The sequence below is a fragment of the Pleurocapsa sp. PCC 7319 genome (genome assembly GCF_000332195.1).
Lineage (GTDB): Bacteria > Cyanobacteriota > Cyanobacteriia > Cyanobacteriales > Xenococcaceae > Waterburya.
Genome location: NZ_KB235922.1, coordinates 222,567 through 240,608 on the forward strand (window position 1 = coordinate 222,567; position 18,042 = coordinate 240,608).

Genomic DNA, 18,042 nt, shown 5'->3' on the forward strand with positions numbered 1-18,042 from the left:
CTTTAGGGGGTACGATGCGGCCATACGCCTGGCCTTTGTCCCGCTTGAAGGAACTGTCGAGGGCGGGGGTTTCCCCCATGAACAACTTCATCAAGAAGAAACTGTCGTTGGCGGAGCCTTCTCGAAGAGTACCCGAAGGGCTTATAGCTATCGGGTTTAATGCCCCCAGCAAACGAAGTTTGGTGGTCTACAATTAGGAGAGGTTAAAGCCTCTTCTAATTGGCTTACAGCTTACAGCTTACAGCTTACAGCTTATAGCTGCGGCTCTGCCGCTTTACCTCCGGGTCCTAGTGCTACAGTTGTTGTTGGTGGCGAAGCTGAAGGAAAATGTTGTCTGGTTACAAGTTCTACTCGTCCATCTAAATATCAGCCGGAGAGGTGGAGGACATATCAATGTTGGGCGGGCTTCGGTTCGGGGTACTGCACCGACCCGTTTTACGTACCGCTATTGGGCGGTCAAGTAAGTCAGAATAATTGTAAATAGTAAGCGGTCTTGGTGATTCATCAAGCGGTCGACCATATTGCTGGTGCGATGAGCTTAAGAAAATTGGTAAGCGACTTTAAACTGAGCGGCACGACGACATAATTTTTGCATCTTGTTTAAATTGCGTTTATAGAACACTACCTTTTCATCATCGAGATCCCTTCGACTCAAATTAAAGATCCCCCGCAACTAGAGCCACTCCCCGCAGTACAGCCATAACAGTAATTAGCAGTTTTGATTTCTCTGATTACATCCAAATTATCCAGTTCTAGCAATTTAGCAACAGTTAATTTTTGGTTATCTTCGGTAGTGGCAACAATATTTTCCATCTGGTTAAAATCACAGTCATAAACATTTCCCAAATAGTCAATTGATAATTCATTACGACACATGACATTATCCAAAGTTTGAGGATTGTAATTAATGGCTAAAAATTGAAGATAATCATCATGTATCTCTCGGCGTTGTAAAAATTGTTTGGTTCTACCAATAGGGATATTAGTAATAGTAAAGAGGTTATTAAATTTAATATCAAAGTGTTCTGCTAAATATGTTTTGTAATCTTGCTCTAATTTTTGTTGATTAGGAGTTAGAGAGAAATCACTATTAATCGGCAAGGCAGGATTATATACTAAATCAAGAATTAAATTAGGATCAGAACCATAGCCTAACTGATTGAGCTTTTGAATAGCTTCAATCGATTCATTGTATACTCCAGAGCCTCTTTGTTTATCTACATTGGATTCTAAATAACAAGGCAATGAAGCGGTCACTCGAAGTTGATGCTGGGCAAAATATTCAGGTAAGTCTTCATATCCAGCTTCAAAAAAAATAGTTAAGTTAGAGCGTACAATAACTTCTTTATTTTGCGCTTTGGCTGCTTCAACTATGGGTCGAAAACCATAATTCATTTCTGGCGCTCCACCAGTCAAATCAACAGTTTGTATTTGAGGAAAACGATTAATTAGTTCTATAAGCTGCTCACAAACTTCAGGAGATAACTCTTCTGTTCTTTTGGGACTTGCTTCTACATGACAATGAGTACAAGCAAGGTTACATTTTCTACCCAAATTAATTTGTAAAACAGTAATTTTATTTTTAGTTAAGGGTGAAACTATTTTTTGGGCGAAAGAAGTAACTCTTGAGGTTTTAGTAGTAGATGACATTAATGATTACTGATTACTAATTACTGATTACTGATTACTGATTCTACAAGTTCTTAAAATGTAGATGCTAACTTGTAGATGCTAACTAATAATTTATTTATTTAGCTAATAAAAGATAAGCTACTGCACTTAAGCTTGCAGCAATGGGTAAAGTTAACACCCAAGAACTCAATACTTTAGAGAACATTCCAATATGAGCAGTTCGGGAAACCACTCCCACCCCAAAAATCGAACCTACAGAAACATGAGTTGTAGAGACTGGTACACCCATCCTGCTAGCAAAGATTACGAGAAAGCCTGTAACTAAATTAGCAGCTAAACCTTTACCAGGGTTGAGAGTAGTAATTTTATTGCTAACAGTCATTGCTACTTTGCGAGCATTTAATAAACCACCAATTGCCATTCCTAAACCAACAGCCAACATTCCTCCTTTTATGGAAAAAGCTGTTACCGTTAATAGCAAAGCAACAATTTTAGGAGTATCGTTTAAACCTCTGGCGAAACTAACTGCTCCAGCACTTAAGAAATGGCAAGTATCAACTAACTTTTGGCTATCAATGCCCCAAAAGTCCCCCACATATTTTTGACTGCAATTTTCAGGAGTATCGATCGCAATTTCAGGAGTAGCCACAGTTGATAAATTACTCGTATTAATCGTACTACTAGCAATAGGAATCAATTCTTGTTTATCACCTACACATATACACCAAGCTTTTTCTATATTTAAAGCAGTGCGACCAAAGTGAAGCAAACTATATAAAACAGTTCCTAGAACCATTGCGATTAAAGGACTAAGCAATAGAGGAATAAAAAAAGATTTACCTAAAGCTGCAAAATTCAATTGAGTACCGATCGCCGCCAAGCCAGCTCCCGTTAATGCCCCAGTAATACCATGAGTTGTCGAAATAGGGAACCCAGTTACAGTAGCCAAAATTACTGTCAAAGCAGCTCCCAAAGCTACTGCCAAATGGAAAGAACCTGTATCGGCGATCGCCTCTGGTACTAGACCTTTACCAGAGAAGTTTTTCAGTAGTGCATTTGCCAATACTACCGAACAAATTGAACCAGCAAAAGTAGTAAAAGTTGCCCACCAAATTGCCAGCTTATAATTGGTTGTCTTGCTACCAAATAAAGTCGCTACTCCCTTGAAATTATCGTTGGCACCATTGGCATAAGCCAAAAAAACCGTCGCTACAAAAATAGCCAAAGTCCACATGAAATGATTACTGATTACTAATTACTGATTACTAATTACTGATTACTGATTACTGATTACTGGTTGACGAGCAACCCTGCTTACTAAAGTTAAGTAGTAAAAGAACGCATCAGTTTACTGATTACCGATCAGTTCCAACGGTAGATGTTTAACAGCATTCTCCAGGGGAACAACAATCGTTGCTTCCAGTTTCCGTGAGGTTATATTCTGAACCTTTGGTTTCTCTGGCATGGCGAATGGCTTTAGTTTTGCAATCAAATTCTGTAGCTTCCTCTAGAGGAATGTTTTCATAGGGCTCAATGCCGATAATATCTTTGGCATAGGGACTACAGCAGCTAGTCATAATCTTATAGGTTTTGTCGCATACAGCCATTCTTTCGCCACGACAGAAGACATGACCATCATCATCTGTTACTTGTTTCCAAGGACCTTTGTAAACTACTGACTGTTTTCTTTCTAAGCAAATCCCTTCTTTTCCCTTGTATGCCCGTACAGTCATGGAACGAAATTCCACACCGTCAATAACTTGCCAGGGGGTTTCTTCACGCTTGAGGATTTCTACACCATAAAAACCTGCATCCTCAAACATTTTTAAGAAATTATTTTCTCTAAAAGCTCCAGCAATACAACCACTCCAAAGCTCAGGATCATTAAGAATTTTGGGCGTAGGATCTTCATCACAAACGATATCAGAAATAACTGCCCGACCACCACGTTTTAAGACTCGAAATATTTCCCCAAATAATTGTTGTTTATCCTGGGGACGAACTAAATTGAGTACACAGTTAGAAATTACGACATCTACGCTATTATCAGGGATTAAAGCTTCTTTTTGTCTGAGGCGATCGCATTCAGCTTCATATTCGGCAATTTTATCCACTGAGGTTACAGGATTAACTTGTAACCATTGCTGTAACTTATCTAAGGGTAATTTCAAATCTTGAATTTTTCCTTTGACAAACTCAGTATTGTGGTAGCCAAGTTTATCTGCCATCTCTCCTTGATATTTTCGAGCCAAGGAAAGCATTTCATCATTAAAGTCTACACCGATTATTTTGCCCTTTTCTCCGACTTTTTGTGCCAGAATATAACAATTTTTTCCCGCACCTGAACCTAAATCAACTACGGTTTCTCCTTCATTGACGTAGCGAGTGGGGTCGCCACAACCATAATCTTTGGCAATAATTTCTTCGGGTAATATTGTGGTGTAATTTCCGTCATATTCCGTGGGACAACATAAGCTTGGTTGTTGTTGTCTTGCCCCCTCTTGATATCTTTCTAATACCGCTGACTCTATATCGTAATCTACCGAATCTGATGCGGTTGGCGGTTGGTTAGTAGCAATCTCAGTCACAGATAACTAATCCTTTTACTTAACTTTGGCTATATTACAGGTTAATCACCGAGAGTATAAGCTAAATCTATACTAAGTAGGAGATTATTCTCTGATGATTTAATTTTTTTGAGCTAGGCATCTATCTAAGCCGATAGAGATGAAAGATTACTGAGAATATACTTTGATTTATCTAAATTTTGGGCAGAAATAAGCAGATTTGAGATAGAGCTAATTAGTGCACTTGTACACATTGAGACTCCAAAATAGCCTGAATTAAAAGATAAAGAAACGGCTACGCCGTAGCTATTAGCTATTAGCTCTTAGCTTCAATCAAATAGAGTCTTAAACTCTACCTGATTGTCGACGACCTAAGAGGTCGGAGTCTTAAACTCAATTACGCTTTTAGCAGTCAAACCAAGGCTAAAAGCTAAAGGCTAAAGGCTAAAGGCTAAAAGCTTTAAGATAAAACCTTTCAATAATTCTAGCTTGCTTGTTGTTTTAAGAGAAATGATATAAGTTATTTTAGTTTCGTGACCATATCGCATAGAATTACAATCTATGCCTCAAACGACGAAGACGGTCAGAATAGCTTTTAATTACTTCTATGGCAAACATTGGGGTTTGCTGCACTGCAAACATAAAATGTTCTCGATCTAAAAACGCTAGGAGAGAATCAGTCTTGGCGATCGCCTTTGTGTCTCTTTGATGATTTAAGTGAACCAGAGAGCCTTCACCAAAAACATCACCTTTTTGAATGGTCTCGACCACCTTACCATTGACCACAATCTCCACTTCTCCAGAGATGATGCCGTAAATCACATCACCTTGTTCTCCTTCTTGAAAAATCACCTCTCCCGTTAAAAAAGTTTTAGGGGAAGGAGGTTTTTGGAAAAGCTCTATAGTCTTGACTGGTTGTAACACTGCAACTGCCTCATTATAACTAAAGACTTTTTAGCACCAAACGTCAAAACTTGTAAATCTTTTTACTATCTTTGATGATACTAGCCCTAAGACAAGCGATCGCTAAATTTATTTTGAAATCGAACAAAAATATTTAAGGTTTTAGCTTAGTAGACATCTCTGCCGGGAGCATCCCACTTTTTAATTAAGCACAAATACTTAAATCAAATTCATGGTTTAAATAAGCACAGCGAAGTTTAAGCAATCGCTAGTTAATATAGCAATGAATAGTTGCTTTGAATTGACAAGATGCCTCTTGATATTCGTACCTGGGATTGTCCCAGTTGTGGAACTAAGGGAATTGATAGAGACATCAATGCTGGGAAAAATATACTCGCCGCCGGGCTGGCGGTGATTGTCTGTGGAGCGGACATAAGACCTGATAGACATAGTTCTAAAGGGCAGTTGCGAAAAACCTCGCTTAGGAAGGAAACAGAAACCTAAGTCGTGAGTCTTAGGAATCCCTCGTTATAATCTCTGATTTAGCGCAGGGAGGATGTCAAAGACAGTTACTTCTGTGTATGCAGAAGCGATATTTAGTTGCTGTAGTCGCAGCCTACCAGAATTCTGGTATGTAAGCCCAACAGGTAGGCTTGCTGAGAATTGCTTGAATGAGGTTTGCTCGATCATTGACATAGATCACATCTTCTTCGCCGTCTGGATGAGGATTGAGAGTTCCATCCTCTGCTTCTTCACGAAAGCGTTCGACTAAATCCTTTTCTACTTTATATCCACATTGCGAGTAAAACCCTGATACGCTCCGTTTAGCAAAGCCCAAACCAGTTGTCTGCTCGGCTATCAACCACTCTTTTACCGCTTCTACCACCATCCGACCATATCCCTGCTTTTTTACAGCAGAGACTACATTTAGAATTCCTTGCACTGGATAAGTAGTTCCATCAAAGCGTATATCAAAAGGTTTAACGACGGCTGTTGCTAATATCTGTTCGTTATTGTCTGAGCGCAGTAAAAAGAGACTGGCTTCAGGATCGGCTTCTACTTCTTCGTCATTTGGTACAGGTTGCCAGTTGAATGCGTCGGTCCATAGCTCATCTATAGCACGCAGCAGTGGTTGTGGAACTGATGAAATCGTTATGTGTTGTATGTTAGCCATCAAAAATGCCTATGGGTTGCACAGCAAATATCTTTTTCTTTCTTCTATTTGTCCGCGTTTTTATAATAAAGCCAGCTATTATGTTGTTAATGGGAGTATCCACTTCTGCAGTAAGTAAAAGTACTTATTGTAAGATTAGATGAGAAAAACTTGAATAATAATTTTTATGCCGACTCTAGGTATGACTTAGTAAATAAGGGAATCAGTTCAATCCCAACATCTGCTAAGTTTTTTGCAGCAAAACTTTCGCGTTCAATAACACATAGAGCCTTGTCAACTTTTGCGCCTAAAGTACGTAGTTGGCTGACTGCATCAATAATTGCACCACCAGTAGTAACCACATCTTCAATAATTATTAAGTATTTTCCTTCCACAGTTCCGCCTTCAGCTAATTTACGTGTACCGTAAGTTTTGGCTTCTTTTCTCACAAAAAGCAGAGGAATACCAGTTTGTAATGATAAAGCTGTAGCTATAGGAATACCACCCATTTCTAACCCAGCAAGTACATCTATGTTTTTAGGAATATAAGGAATTAGCTGATAGGCAATCTCCAACAGTAGTTTGGGTCGAGCTTCAAAAAGATATTTGTCAAAATATTCAGTTGCTTGTTGTCCCGAACGCAAAGTAAATTTCCCTTGTATATTTGATATTTGGTAAATTTTTCTGGCTAAAGTCTTTTTCTCCATAACTTAAGTTTAATAGCAGAGTTTAATAGCAGTTGCTAACCAAGATACTAGCTTGGTTGACTGTAAAAACACTTAGCAATCAACTACGACATCGATCGCTACAATAAAAATTATCTTCTGTAAAAAACTTTGTATGAACACTTTCCCCGAAACCCTAGATATAGCAGTTGAACAGGCAAAAGAAGCTACTAAAGCTGCGATCGCCGATGGCTATCATCTGATTCAAGTAGAATTAGTCGTCCCCGAAATTGCTTTGCAATCTGAGGCATTAGCCTTGGAGTTTGCCAATATTTTTGCTGATTATGGTTCTGGGGTTAAGGTGATGTTTCCTGATACAGGAGCAGCAGCTTTGGCAAAAAAAAATTGGGGAGAAAAGCCATTTCAAGTGACCGACATGGGTAGCCGATTTACTCCCATTGAGTCCCAGATTGATGCCGATGATGAAATTTTTATTGTGGCTTGTCCTTCCTCTGTAGAAGTTGAGCGTGCCGAGAAATTAAGTAATCTAGCTGGCGATCGCCCGGTAATTTTTCTCATTCCTCAACTAGAAGATGTTGCTGTAGTAGGTATCGGTTTGGCTGCCAGGAAATTACGGGATCGGTTTATTAAAAATATTTATTCTTGTTATTATTTACGTCCAATTCCAGATGGAGCGATTTTGCGTTGTCATCCTTCTCGTTGGCAAATATGGTTAGAAAAAGAATCAGGTTATGAATTAGCTACAGAAACTACTAGTAAACCTATGGGTGAAGATTTGGATCGTCTTATTATGCAGTTAACCAACTCTGAAGGAGAAAACAATAAAACTACCTCACAACGTAAAAAGCCTAATTTGCTAGGTAATTTACAGAAATTTCTCAAGGCACTGAGTCAATAGGTTTGTTAGGCTATCAGCTATCAGTAATCAGTAATCAGTAATCAGTAATCAGCTCTCAGCTTTAAAGTTTAGTTAAGTAAAAGGGTTATAGTTTATAGCTACGGGCAAAGCTTGTTTAGTAATTAAAAATTAGAAATTGAGAACTAAAAAATATCATTTTTGGTTAGCTGCTAGTATCTTTGTCGCCATTGCTTTTAGTTGTTTTGGATTCAAGTTAGCTTTTCAATCGCCTTATACAATCCAAGATGATGCTAGACAGCACGTTTTTTGGTTACAGAAATTTAGCGATCGCTATCTATTTACTAATGATTTGATTGCGGATTATTTTAGTTCTGTAGCTCCATTAGGCTATAAGTTTTTATATTGGTTCGCTAACTTTTTGGGTGTTAAACCATTTTTATTTAGCAAAATACTGCCTGTACTACTGGGTATTATTACTACAATCTATATTTATTTCGTAACTATTGCCCTATTTCCTGTTCCTTTTGCTGGTTTTATGGCTAGTTTGCTTTTAAATCAAAATCTTTGGATGTTAGATGATTTAGTCTCTGGTACACCCAGAGCTTTTTTTTATGTCTTATTTTTAGGCTTTATCTATTATCTGCTACGCCAGAGATTAATACCTTGTTTACTATTTATTATTCTCCAGGGGTTATTTTATCCCCAAGTAGTCTTGATTTCCGCAGGGATTTTAATAATTAATTTAATTAAGCAAAAATCTTCTTACTTCTATTTTACTGGGTTAGTCTTAGCTCTTGGCATCTTAGCTATTTACAAATTAAAAACTGCTGATTTTAGTCAAGTTATGAGTTTGACCACAGCGAAACAACTCCCAGAATTTTATGCGGGGGGCAGAAATACATTCTTCTTAGACAATCCGTGGCTTTTTTGGTTAGCAGGACCAAGAAGTGGCTTTTTTCCTCGGGAATGGCAATATGTATTGTTATGTTCTTTTGGTTTATCCTTACCCTGGTTAACTAGATATCCTCGCAGATTTCCCCTAGTCAAAAAAATAAAACCTCAAATTACAATCGTCGGACAAATACTTTTAGTTTCTCTCGCCTTATTTTTCTTATCCCATTTACTTTTATTTCAATTACATTTACCCAGTCGCTATTCTCAACATACTTGGAGAATAATTATTGCTTTAGTTGATGGTATAACACTTGCTATCTTACTCAACAGTATTACCAAGAATATCACTCACTACCAGAAACTTTTTAAGCCTCTGATTACGGCGATCGCTATTGGTGCATTACTATATCCGACTTACGCTGTACAGGCTTATCCTTATCGTCTGGGTTATGTGACAGGTACAGCCCCAGAACTATATCAGTTTCTTGAACAACAGCCCAAAGATATTCTCATTGCCAGTCTAAGTAAAGAAGCCGACTTTATCCCTAGCTTGGCTCAACGTTCAGTTTTAGTTGCTGAAGAATACAGTATTCCCTATCATCTCGATTACTATCAGCCAATTCGTCGCCGAACCCAGGATCTAATTACAGCGCAATATAGTCTGAATCAAGCAAAAGTAAATCAGTTTATTCAAAAATACCATATAGATTTATGGCTACTAGATAAAAATGCTTTTCAAGTAGAACATCTGCTCCATAATCCTTGGTTGAGACAGTTTAAACCAGAAACAGAAAATGCAATTTTGAGTTTGAAACAAACAAAAAAGCATATTTTAGCTACTAAAGTAGCTGAGTGTAAGATTTTTCAAACAAGAGAATTAGTTGTTTTAGATACTAAATGCATTAAACTTAATTGAAATATTGTGGATAGCTGGAATAAGTTACAGGACTGGGCAATTTTGGATAAATTGATGAAATTAATTATTGATAATTAGATGAGAATTACTTTACCTGCGAATTTCAAAATCTCTAAATTCCCCGTCACTGTAGTTCATAACTTCTAATTGCAGATTGCTAACTACAGCCGAAGGAGCACCAGACTTAGCCCACTCAACAAGTGTATCTAATCTTTCTGCCTCACCTGCGGCAACAATCTCCACATCCCCGTTCCTTAAATTCCGTACATATCCATAAAGACCCAACTGTCTGGCTTGAGCGCGAGTATACATCCTAAATCCTACTCCCTGTACCTTACCGCTAACTATTGCCTTGATTTTTTTCATATTCCTAATCGTAGCTATCTTGCTTCTTTACTGGAATTTTATAAACTACCAAATCTAAGATTTTTCCAGTCGAAGTTTTGACTTGATAGTCCTCGAAAATATGACCACCCAGAGATTCGGGGATTTTACGGCTTGAAGTATTTCTACGGTCTACTGGATAAATAAAATAACTAAGGTCTATATTTTTCTTTGACCAGTTAACCAAGGTATGAACAGCTTCTTGACCATAACCTTTGCCATGAGCATCCTTTTTTAACCAAATACCGAGTTCGGGCATTCTAACTTTACCCTGACCATGAAGACCACAATTTCCTAAAAACTCTCCTGTAGTTTTCATTACTACAACAAACTGTAAATTATTAGCAGCTCGAATACCTTGTCTACTTTCAAGTATAAAGTTTTGCGTTCCCTTTATATTGGCTGGGGGAGATGGAAACATATAAGTCGTAATTTCATTGGTAAATTCTTGAAAAATGTCTTGTTCAAACTTGTTAGAAATAGTTATTAATCGTATCCGCTCGCCCTCAATAGTAAGAGATAGTAAATCTGGTTGAGAAGTCAGAAAATTGAACGTGTCCATAAGTCTTCACAGATTGAGAAATTTTATGCACAATTTGAAGCAGGAATCAGGAAATTGAAGATACAACACCTTTAACCATTCTTGATTCCGACTTCAAATAAGTAGGTAGGCAAAGTAATTTATCAAACCTTGTTGTTGAACTTTTTCTCTGCTCCCTACTCTCTAGTTAATTATCTCGTTACCCAAGAAATGATTTAAATTCCTGAAGTAGTTTGTCGAAATAAAGCAGCAAAATCGCTAGTCACTTCTGCATGAGGAGTATCTTGTGGTTTAGAAATGATATCAAAAGCTTTGTTGCGAGCATCGGGTTGTTTTAATGCTTGAACTACTACCTCAGCTACATCAGCTCTGGGAATAGAAGTGGGAATCCCCTCAGGTGGATTATTTAGAAGAGTATCATTTTTGCCAACAAGCAATTGTCTAACTCCACCCTCAAGATCTAGTAAACCACCAGCGCGAACAATAGTGTAGTCTATACCAGAATCAATCAAATATTGCTCGGCCTTACGCTTCCAAATAAGTATTTTACCGTTCCCCATTTGATTAAGAGGATGATTTGGATTAGTTCCACCCATCGAACCTACCAGTACAACATGTTCTACTCCAGCTCGTTTGGCAGCATCGATTTGGTTCTTTTGACCGTTATAGTCTACTGTTTCTGGCGTAGCATCTGGTTCGTACTCAAACTGTGGACGTTCTCCTGGTGAAGGTGGTGTTTTCATTTTAGGAACAGCACTGGTTAGAATCACCAAAGCAGAACAGCCTTTTAAAGCAGATTCTAAGCTAAATTTGTCTTTGATGTCTCCGATGAAAAAACCTTCTGTCGAACCAAATAGTTCTTCAACTTTTGATTGCGATCTGGCGAACCCAATTGCTTGAAAATAATCACTTTGTTGACGTAGTTTCTTTAAAACTAGTGAACCAGTCCTGCCTGTAGCTCCCGTAACTAATACTTGCTTGGTCATTTCTTTTCTTAAACGTCTTTAAGTCTTGATTTATAGTGAACTAACCCGACTCTCAATTATTTTCCCACAGTCTTCAACCTAGTTTGGCTTCAAAAAAGGAGAAGCGAGAATACTACGATGCTATTTAGTTTACTCGAATTTCAGAAGTGAAACGTTTGAATATTTAGCTTCGTTTAAATAACTGTGTCAGGCAGCCAGAGGGTATCCACTTAAAAACTTTAAAAAAGAGGTATATCTAAGTGATATAATCGACTGCAATATCGAAATAATTAGCAATTTCTAAACTTAAGTAAAGATAATTGCATTTACTCTTAGATTCTAAAAAGTTTAAAGTTCTATGATGCACAAAACTCAACACAGAATCTTTCATCAGATTAATAATACGGACTTTTTGGCAGACAGGTACATTTAATGCTACATAAGTTTCTTTTAAACCTTTGAAGTTTTGATTTTTAAGGAGATCAGTATTTTGTAATAAGATTGCATAGCAAATGTTTAGTAGAATAATTTCAGCATCACGCAAACAGTCAAACTTAGTCGACCGAAAACTGATCTCATTATTATGTACTAAGGATTTATAACCAAAATTTGAACTAACACCTAACACATCATTGATAATTGATTTGGTTTTGGTGATGATGAAATTTACTACATCTAGACGTATCTTATCTTCCTCAATAAATGATTCCAGCAAAGATGATGGTTTGCTCGTAACTTGAGTATTGTGGTCAGCATGATATTGCAAAATACTAATATTTTCATTATGCTTTTTGTTAATTTTTTCATAGAATATTTTTTTATTTATTTTAACTAAATATTTGGCATCAAAATTGGGCATTTCTTGTCGACAACTAGAGCAAAACCAAGTAATTTCTTTATGATGTATATGACGAAGTAATATACTAGAACAAATTGGGCATATATCTTTCATTTTCAAATTAATGCTCAAAGCTAAGCAATGAAAGTTTATAAAGTTTTTAAATTAATTTTTTAAACTCGAAATTCGTAGCAAATATAAGTAAATGACTATCTCCGCTGGTCTCTTTAAAGTCTCAATTGTCTTTTAAAATCTAAACAATTAACATAGAGATAATTTTTTCAAGAGATTGATTCAGCAATGAAGATGTACAAATTACTTTTTTATTGCTTTTCAACTATCCTATTTAAAAATAATTATGAAATATATGCATATAAAATCAACAGTGAAAATACTTAGATACCTGTTTATCCGCAAAAAACACGTGAAATTAGCAGCTTTAATTGGGACATCAGCCCCTTGTTACAGGTAGATAGATATAATTTAGGTATTAACAATATATTTAGTAATTAATTTTTTACTGTTTACTTTGCTTAACAATTTATGGTTGAATTTCTTTCTCTACCTTGATTTTGCCTAATATATGAATCAGCTCTTATTTTGATTACCTGCCTTTCCACCATCGGGGGACATAATTAATAAGTCTCCATTAGCATTTCTTTCAAAGCGCAAATCGCGATTGTTATTGCAGAGCTGTTAGAATTGCTCGTTGGTTAATCCAATTGATTGGAAATCAAGAGTTACAGCATCTATAGTATGAATAGAATATTCGATAATTATATTTTAACCGTCTGGAAAATCTTAAATAGTAAAGTCAGCCCTAAAAAGCCTGAAGGAGCTTTGAGTGAAATATTGTCTAGGGCTGACATTAGTTAATATAAGAGAGTGTTATGACTTTCTTGTGACAAAGAAATGAATTTTTAATGACAGCTTTGTCTTCTCAGTTTAGCTGAGGATATAGGGAGCTATTTAGGAACTTAAATTAGACTATCATCTACTAATAATACTAATGATATGGATGAGGAAGATTGGGGGAAGTATAAGAATAGATAAAATTTTAAAATTTTACTTCGGTTTATCTCTAATCATTAAACTTATATAAATCACCGCAATGCGTCAATTTTTAAAACAGACTTTTGCCAGCACTATTGGTAGCTTAGTTGGCTTGTTTCTTTTCATTACCTTCGGTGCAAGTGGATTGCTCTTTATGCTGTTCACTTTGGCTGCTGATGAAGAAACTCCGAGTATCAAAGATAAATCAGTGTTAGTTTTTGATTTATCAACTCAGGTTAGAGACTCTAAACCCCCGGCTAACCTTGCCCAGGCTTTTTCGGGCAAAGAACAAGAGATTATCACCCTGCGACGAGTATTGCAATCTCTAGAAAAGGCAACTAAAGACGATCGCATTGTTGCTTTATTTTTAGACGGTCGTAAAGGTAGTAATCCCAATGGTTACGCGACTATGGAAGAATTGAGAAATGCCCTCAAAAAGTTTCAAGGTGCGGGAAAAAAAATCATTGCTTATGACGTGACCTTGAGTGAGCGAGAGTATTATCTATCTTCTTTAGCGGATGAGGTGATTGTTAATCCGATGGGAATGATGGAACTTAATGGTTTAAGTTCTAAGCAAACATTTTTTAAAGGTGCGCTAGATAAATATGGAGTTGGGGTGCAAGTAGTTCGGGTGGGAGACTATAAATCAGCTATTGAACCCTATACTCGTTCTGATCTTAGCTCTGCTAGTCGAGAACAAACCAAAGCATTATTGACAGATTTATGGGGAAAATTTCTCGATACTGTTGCCGTGAGTCGCGAATTAGATGCAGATAAATTGCAAAAGATTGCTGATGATAAAGGATATCTAGAACCCCAAGAAGCGAAAAAAATCGGTTTAATTGACCAATTAGGCTATTACGATAATGTAGTTACTAAATTACGGAAACTAACTGAAGAAACTGAAGAACAGGAAAGCTTTAGGCAGATTGCTTTAGGAGATTATGCCGATTTGACGATCCGCCCGGCAGAAGCTTCTTCTAATGCGTCACAAAAAATTGCTGTTGTCTATGCAGAGGGCGCAATTGTTAGTGGCAGAGGTAACATCGAAACGATTGGAAGCGATCGCTTTGCGGAAGAATTTCGTGAATTAAGGGAAGATGACAATGTTAAGGCGATCGTTTTGCGCGTAAATAGCCCTGGAGGAGGAGCGACGGCTTCGGAGGTGATTTTACGCGAGATCTTACTCACCAAAAAGAAAAAGCCTGTTATAGTTTCTATGGGCAATATAGCTGCTTCGGGCGGTTATTGGATTGCTGCGGGTGCCAATCAGATTTTTGCTGAAGAAAATACGATCACAGGTTCAATTGGTGTCTTTGGCTTAATATCCAATATTCAAGATATAGCTAACAATCACGGCATAACTTGGGATGTGGTCAAAACAGGGGAATTTGCTGATATTGGCTCTAATTTTCGACCGAAAACTGAACCGGAGTTAGCTATTTATCAAAAGTCAGTCGATAAAGTATACAAACTGTTTGTCAGAAAAGTATCTCGGTATCGCAATATTCCTCAAGAGAAAGTTAAAGAAATTGCTCAGGGAAGAATTTGGTCAGGAAAAAAAGCAGCTAAAATTGGCTTAGTGGATCAGATTGGCGGTTTAGAAAGTGCGATCGCTTATGCTGCCGAACAGGCCAAATTAGATAACAATTGGCAATTGGAAGAATATCCCCAACAACATCGTTTTGAAACTGAAATTATACAGCGTTTATTTGATGTCAAAACCTTAGAATCACAAGGTAAAATTGACCCTATTACTGCTGAACTTATCCAAATAAGAACAGAATTAGAAAATTTAAACCACTTTGATGAACCTAATGGTGTCTATGCCCGATTACCTTTTAGTTTTGAAATAAATTAACTTTATATTTGTATCTAATTGCTTAATTTTCCAAGCCATATAAAGCTGAAATTTACTTGTAACTGAGATCTTGCACCCAACCTGTAATTTAAGTGTGGTATTTGGGTAAAAGTCAAAGGTTAAAGGAAAAAGGGTCTTGAATTGATGATCAAGCCCTAATTATTAGGTTTTTATATACTGGTGCAAGATCTCAGTGTAACAGTCTTTAAGGTTAATTGAAGTACGAAAAGAATTATTTTGTACGTCATTACTTAAATCAGCAACGCTCAGTTAGGATAATTTGCTTAAAAAGCTTAATAACTTTTTAGTTCTTTCCGTTAACAGGGTTCGACGATACATATCAGCAGCTTGCTTAATTGCACTTGCCTGGGTAGGGTAAGGATGAATAACCCCAGACAACTTACTCAAACCCATACCACCAATCATGGCGGTGGTAATCTCACTAATCATTTCTCCTCCATGACGAGCAACGATAGTAGCACCTAAAATTTCGTCCGAACCTTTTTTATGGAGAATCTTAAGAAAACCCTCTGTTTCTCCATCTGCCAAAGCGCGATCAACATCGTCAAAGTTAATTTTAATTGTATTACAGTCAATTCCCTTTGCCTGTGCCTCTTCCTCATACATTCCCACATGAGCAATTTCCGGGTCGGTATACGTAACCCAGGGCATTATAAGATCGCTTAATTTTGATTTACCCAATCCAAAGGGAGAAAACAAAGTATTTTTAATTACAATTCGGGCAGCGGCATCGGCTGCATGGGTAAATTTCCAATTCATGCAGATATCCCCAGCGCCAAAAATTTTAGAGTTGCTAGTTTGTAAATTATCGTTGACTTTTACGCCTTTTCTAGGATCGTATTGAACTCCTACTGCTTCTAAATTGAGACTTTCTACGTTGGGTTGTCTGCCCGCACCAGCCAAAATCTGATCTACCATGATTGATTCTTGCCCATCATCGCCAACAAAACTAATCAACTTACCTTCTGGACTATGTTGGACTTCCTGTAACTGGCAGTTGAGAACTAGACGAATTCCTTCTTTAATAAATGCTTGTTGAACAATCTCTGCCGCATCGGGATCTTCTTTGTTTAACAAGTGAGAACCTTTATGAAATAAAATCACCTCACTACCCAAACGATGAAATGCTTGCGCCAGCTCGCAACCAATTGGTCCTCCGCCAATTACGGCTAATCTAGGAGGGAGTTCTGTGAGAGAAAAGACATTTTCATTAGTTAGATACCCAACTTCCTCAATTCCCTTGATTTTGGGTTTTACTGCTCTTGCCCCAGAAGCAATCACCGCTTTCTTAAATTTGAGAGTTTGTCCACCAACAATGATCGTATTTTCACTAGCAAAACTTGCTTCGCCAAAAAACACATCAACTCCTGCTTTTTTAGCTGCTACTGCCGAGTCCACTGGGCTAATTTGAGTTCTTACCTGACGCATTCTTGCCATCACCGCAGGAAAATCAACCTGAATATTCTCTGGAGGTTGAACTCCAAAGGGTAGTGCTTCTTTCATGTCTGCAACTACCCGGGAGGAACGAATCAGACATTTAGAAGGGACACATCCCACATTTAAGCAGTCTCCCCCCATCAAATTCTTTTCAATCATGGCTACTTTTAAGCCAATATCCAATCCTGCTGCACCTTTAGCCGTAACTAAACCTGCCGTTCCTGCTCCAATAACCACTAAGTCATAACAGTCGGCAGGTTTAGGATTTGCCCAATCGGGGGGATGAACATTAGCAATCAACTGCTGATTGTATTCGTCCATTGGGGCAATAGTTACAGCGTGGTCTTGATTATCCATATTAAATAAATACCTGTGAACAATAAAATTAATTAGTGATCAGTTCTTACGAAGTTTGTGACGCGAAGCTAATCCTTTAGCGCACAAGGTCGGGAACCTTCACAATGCAACTTCGCGCTAATCAGTAATCAGTAATCAGTAATCAGTAATCACCTAAGCCTCTTGCTCTGTACTACTAGTATCAATAGACTCATCCAAGGCTTTACGAGCAATTTTTGTCACGTAGAGAGTAACTGCCACCGTAGCAATAAATCCAATAATCCGAATTGCCCATTGTGCTATAGGATTGGCATCAGGTTGACTTTCACCACCGATGGTAGCGATGCTTCCCGCCAGAGAACCAATGTAAACATACATAATTGTGCCGGGAATCATACCCACTGAACCGATGACATAATCTTTTAAAGATACTCCTGTAACTCCTAAACCGTAATTTAAGAGATTAAAAGGAAATATCGGCGATAGTCTAGTTAACAGAACAATTTTTAGACCTTCTTTGCCCACAGCTTTGTCGATCGCATTAAATTTTTGATTACCCTCAATTTTTTTCGAGATCCAACCTCTTGCCAAATAACGACCAACCAAAAAAGCTAAAGTTGCTCCAATAGTTGCCCCAAAAAAAACATAGATTGAGCCTTGAATGACTCCAAACAATACTCCCGCACCTAGAGTTAATACTGAACCGGGGAGAAATGCCACTGTAGCGACAATATAAATTAACATAAAAGCAATAGGTGCGATCGCCCCTAAATCATCAACCCATTGCAAAGCATTTCGCAGTAATTCTTGAGGATTAAAGCCAGAGCTACTTGCAATCTCCTGTGCCTGAACGGGGGCAGCAACTAAGGTTATACCGATTAATATTAATATGCCTATTTTGAAGTATTTATTGATTTTCATAAATTGATTACCATCATCAGTGGGCATTGATATAGCCTCTACTTTAACTCCATAATTTTTAACTCCATAATTAAA

Annotated in this window: 15 protein-coding genes and 2 pseudogenes; 4 read left to right on the forward strand and 13 right to left on the reverse strand. The window is 37.5% G+C overall.

Annotated features, from left to right (window positions below):
* Window positions 1-651 precede the first annotated feature (651 nt).
* The 4 genes from arsS to PLEUR7319_RS0105180 form a co-directional block, all read right to left on the reverse strand.
* A complete protein-coding gene (gene arsS / locus PLEUR7319_RS0105165) occupies window positions 652-1,650 on the reverse strand; it encodes an arsenosugar biosynthesis radical SAM (seleno)protein ArsS (RefSeq protein ID WP_019504138.1) in 999 nt (332 codons plus the stop codon).
* A 97-nt stretch (window positions 1,651-1,747) separates the two neighbouring features.
* Window positions 1,748-2,866 (reverse strand): inorganic phosphate transporter, encoded by a 1,119-nt coding sequence (locus tag PLEUR7319_RS0105170; protein WP_019504139.1) that lies wholly within the window; start codon window positions 2,864-2,866, stop codon window positions 1,748-1,750.
* Between the two features lie 148 nt (window positions 2,867-3,014).
* The gene (locus PLEUR7319_RS0105175; RefSeq protein WP_019504140.1) at window positions 3,015-4,220 is read right to left on the reverse strand and encodes a methyltransferase domain-containing protein; all 1,206 of its coding nucleotides are present in this window, start codon (window positions 4,218-4,220) and stop codon (window positions 3,015-3,017) included.
* A gap of 531 nt (window positions 4,221-4,751) precedes the next feature.
* Window positions 4,752-5,123: a cyclic nucleotide-binding domain-containing protein gene (locus PLEUR7319_RS0105180; protein ID WP_019504141.1), complete on the reverse strand. Its 372-nt coding sequence runs from the start codon at window positions 5,121-5,123 to the stop codon at window positions 4,752-4,754.
* 279 nt (window positions 5,124-5,402) lie between these two features.
* Here PLEUR7319_RS0105180 and PLEUR7319_RS0105185 point away from each other — a divergent pair.
* A pseudogene (locus tag PLEUR7319_RS0105185) lies at window positions 5,403-5,613 on the forward strand (zinc ribbon domain-containing protein); the annotation flags it as partial.
* Window positions 5,614-5,718: 105 nt separating this feature from the next.
* Here PLEUR7319_RS0105185 and PLEUR7319_RS0105190 read toward each other — a convergent pair.
* Together PLEUR7319_RS0105190 and pyrE are read right to left on the reverse strand one after the other, a co-directional pair.
* Window positions 5,719-6,276: a GNAT family N-acetyltransferase gene (locus tag PLEUR7319_RS0105190; RefSeq protein WP_019504142.1), complete on the reverse strand. Its 558-nt coding sequence runs from the start codon at window positions 6,274-6,276 to the stop codon at window positions 5,719-5,721.
* A gap of 164 nt (window positions 6,277-6,440) precedes the next feature.
* A complete protein-coding gene (gene pyrE, locus PLEUR7319_RS0105195; protein ID WP_019504143.1) occupies window positions 6,441-6,962 on the reverse strand; it encodes an orotate phosphoribosyltransferase in 522 nt (173 codons plus the stop codon).
* A gap of 133 nt (window positions 6,963-7,095) precedes the next feature.
* Between pyrE and PLEUR7319_RS0105200 the strand changes: the two genes are divergently transcribed.
* On the forward strand, window positions 7,096-7,839 hold the full coding sequence (locus PLEUR7319_RS0105200; protein WP_019504144.1) for a DUF1995 family protein: 744 nt from the start codon (window positions 7,096-7,098) through the stop codon (window positions 7,837-7,839).
* Between the two features lie 136 nt (window positions 7,840-7,975).
* Complete coding sequence (locus PLEUR7319_RS0105205) at window positions 7,976-9,610, forward strand: hypothetical protein (RefSeq protein WP_019504145.1); 1,635 nt, start codon at window positions 7,976-7,978, stop codon at window positions 9,608-9,610.
* Window positions 9,611-9,700: 90 nt separating this feature from the next.
* Here the strand turns inward: PLEUR7319_RS0105205 and yccX are convergent, their stop codons facing one another.
* The 5 genes and pseudogenes from yccX to PLEUR7319_RS43410 form a co-directional block, all read right to left on the reverse strand.
* Window positions 9,701-9,976 (reverse strand): acylphosphatase, encoded by a 276-nt coding sequence (gene yccX / locus PLEUR7319_RS0105210; RefSeq protein ID WP_019504146.1) that lies wholly within the window; start codon window positions 9,974-9,976, stop codon window positions 9,701-9,703.
* Between the two features lie 4 nt (window positions 9,977-9,980).
* Window positions 9,981-10,556, reverse strand: coding sequence for a GNAT family N-acetyltransferase (locus PLEUR7319_RS0105215; protein WP_019504147.1), 576 nt, complete (start codon window positions 10,554-10,556; stop codon window positions 9,981-9,983).
* 194 nt (window positions 10,557-10,750) lie between these two features.
* Complete coding sequence (locus PLEUR7319_RS0105220) at window positions 10,751-11,521, reverse strand: SDR family oxidoreductase (RefSeq protein ID WP_019504148.1); 771 nt, start codon at window positions 11,519-11,521, stop codon at window positions 10,751-10,753.
* A gap of 235 nt (window positions 11,522-11,756) precedes the next feature.
* Window positions 11,757-12,452 (reverse strand): hypothetical protein, encoded by a 696-nt coding sequence (locus PLEUR7319_RS0105225; protein ID WP_083892451.1) that lies wholly within the window; start codon window positions 12,450-12,452, stop codon window positions 11,757-11,759.
* Between the two features lie 483 nt (window positions 12,453-12,935).
* Window positions 12,936-13,091: pseudogene (locus PLEUR7319_RS43410) on the reverse strand (Uma2 family endonuclease); the annotation flags it as partial.
* A gap of 358 nt (window positions 13,092-13,449) precedes the next feature.
* Here PLEUR7319_RS43410 and sppA point away from each other — a divergent pair.
* Entirely contained in the window at window positions 13,450-15,252 is a 1,803-nt protein-coding gene (gene sppA / locus PLEUR7319_RS0105230; RefSeq protein ID WP_019504150.1) for a signal peptide peptidase SppA, read from the forward strand.
* 270 nt (window positions 15,253-15,522) lie between these two features.
* Here the strand turns inward: sppA and PLEUR7319_RS0105235 are convergent, their stop codons facing one another.
* Entirely contained in the window at window positions 15,523-17,067 is a 1,545-nt protein-coding gene (locus PLEUR7319_RS0105235) for a mercuric reductase (protein WP_019504151.1), read from the reverse strand.
* A 153-nt stretch (window positions 17,068-17,220) separates the two neighbouring features.
* Window positions 17,221-17,994, reverse strand: coding sequence for a TVP38/TMEM64 family protein (locus PLEUR7319_RS0105240; protein WP_019504152.1), 774 nt, complete (start codon window positions 17,992-17,994; stop codon window positions 17,221-17,223).
* Window positions 17,995-18,042 lie beyond the last annotated feature (48 nt).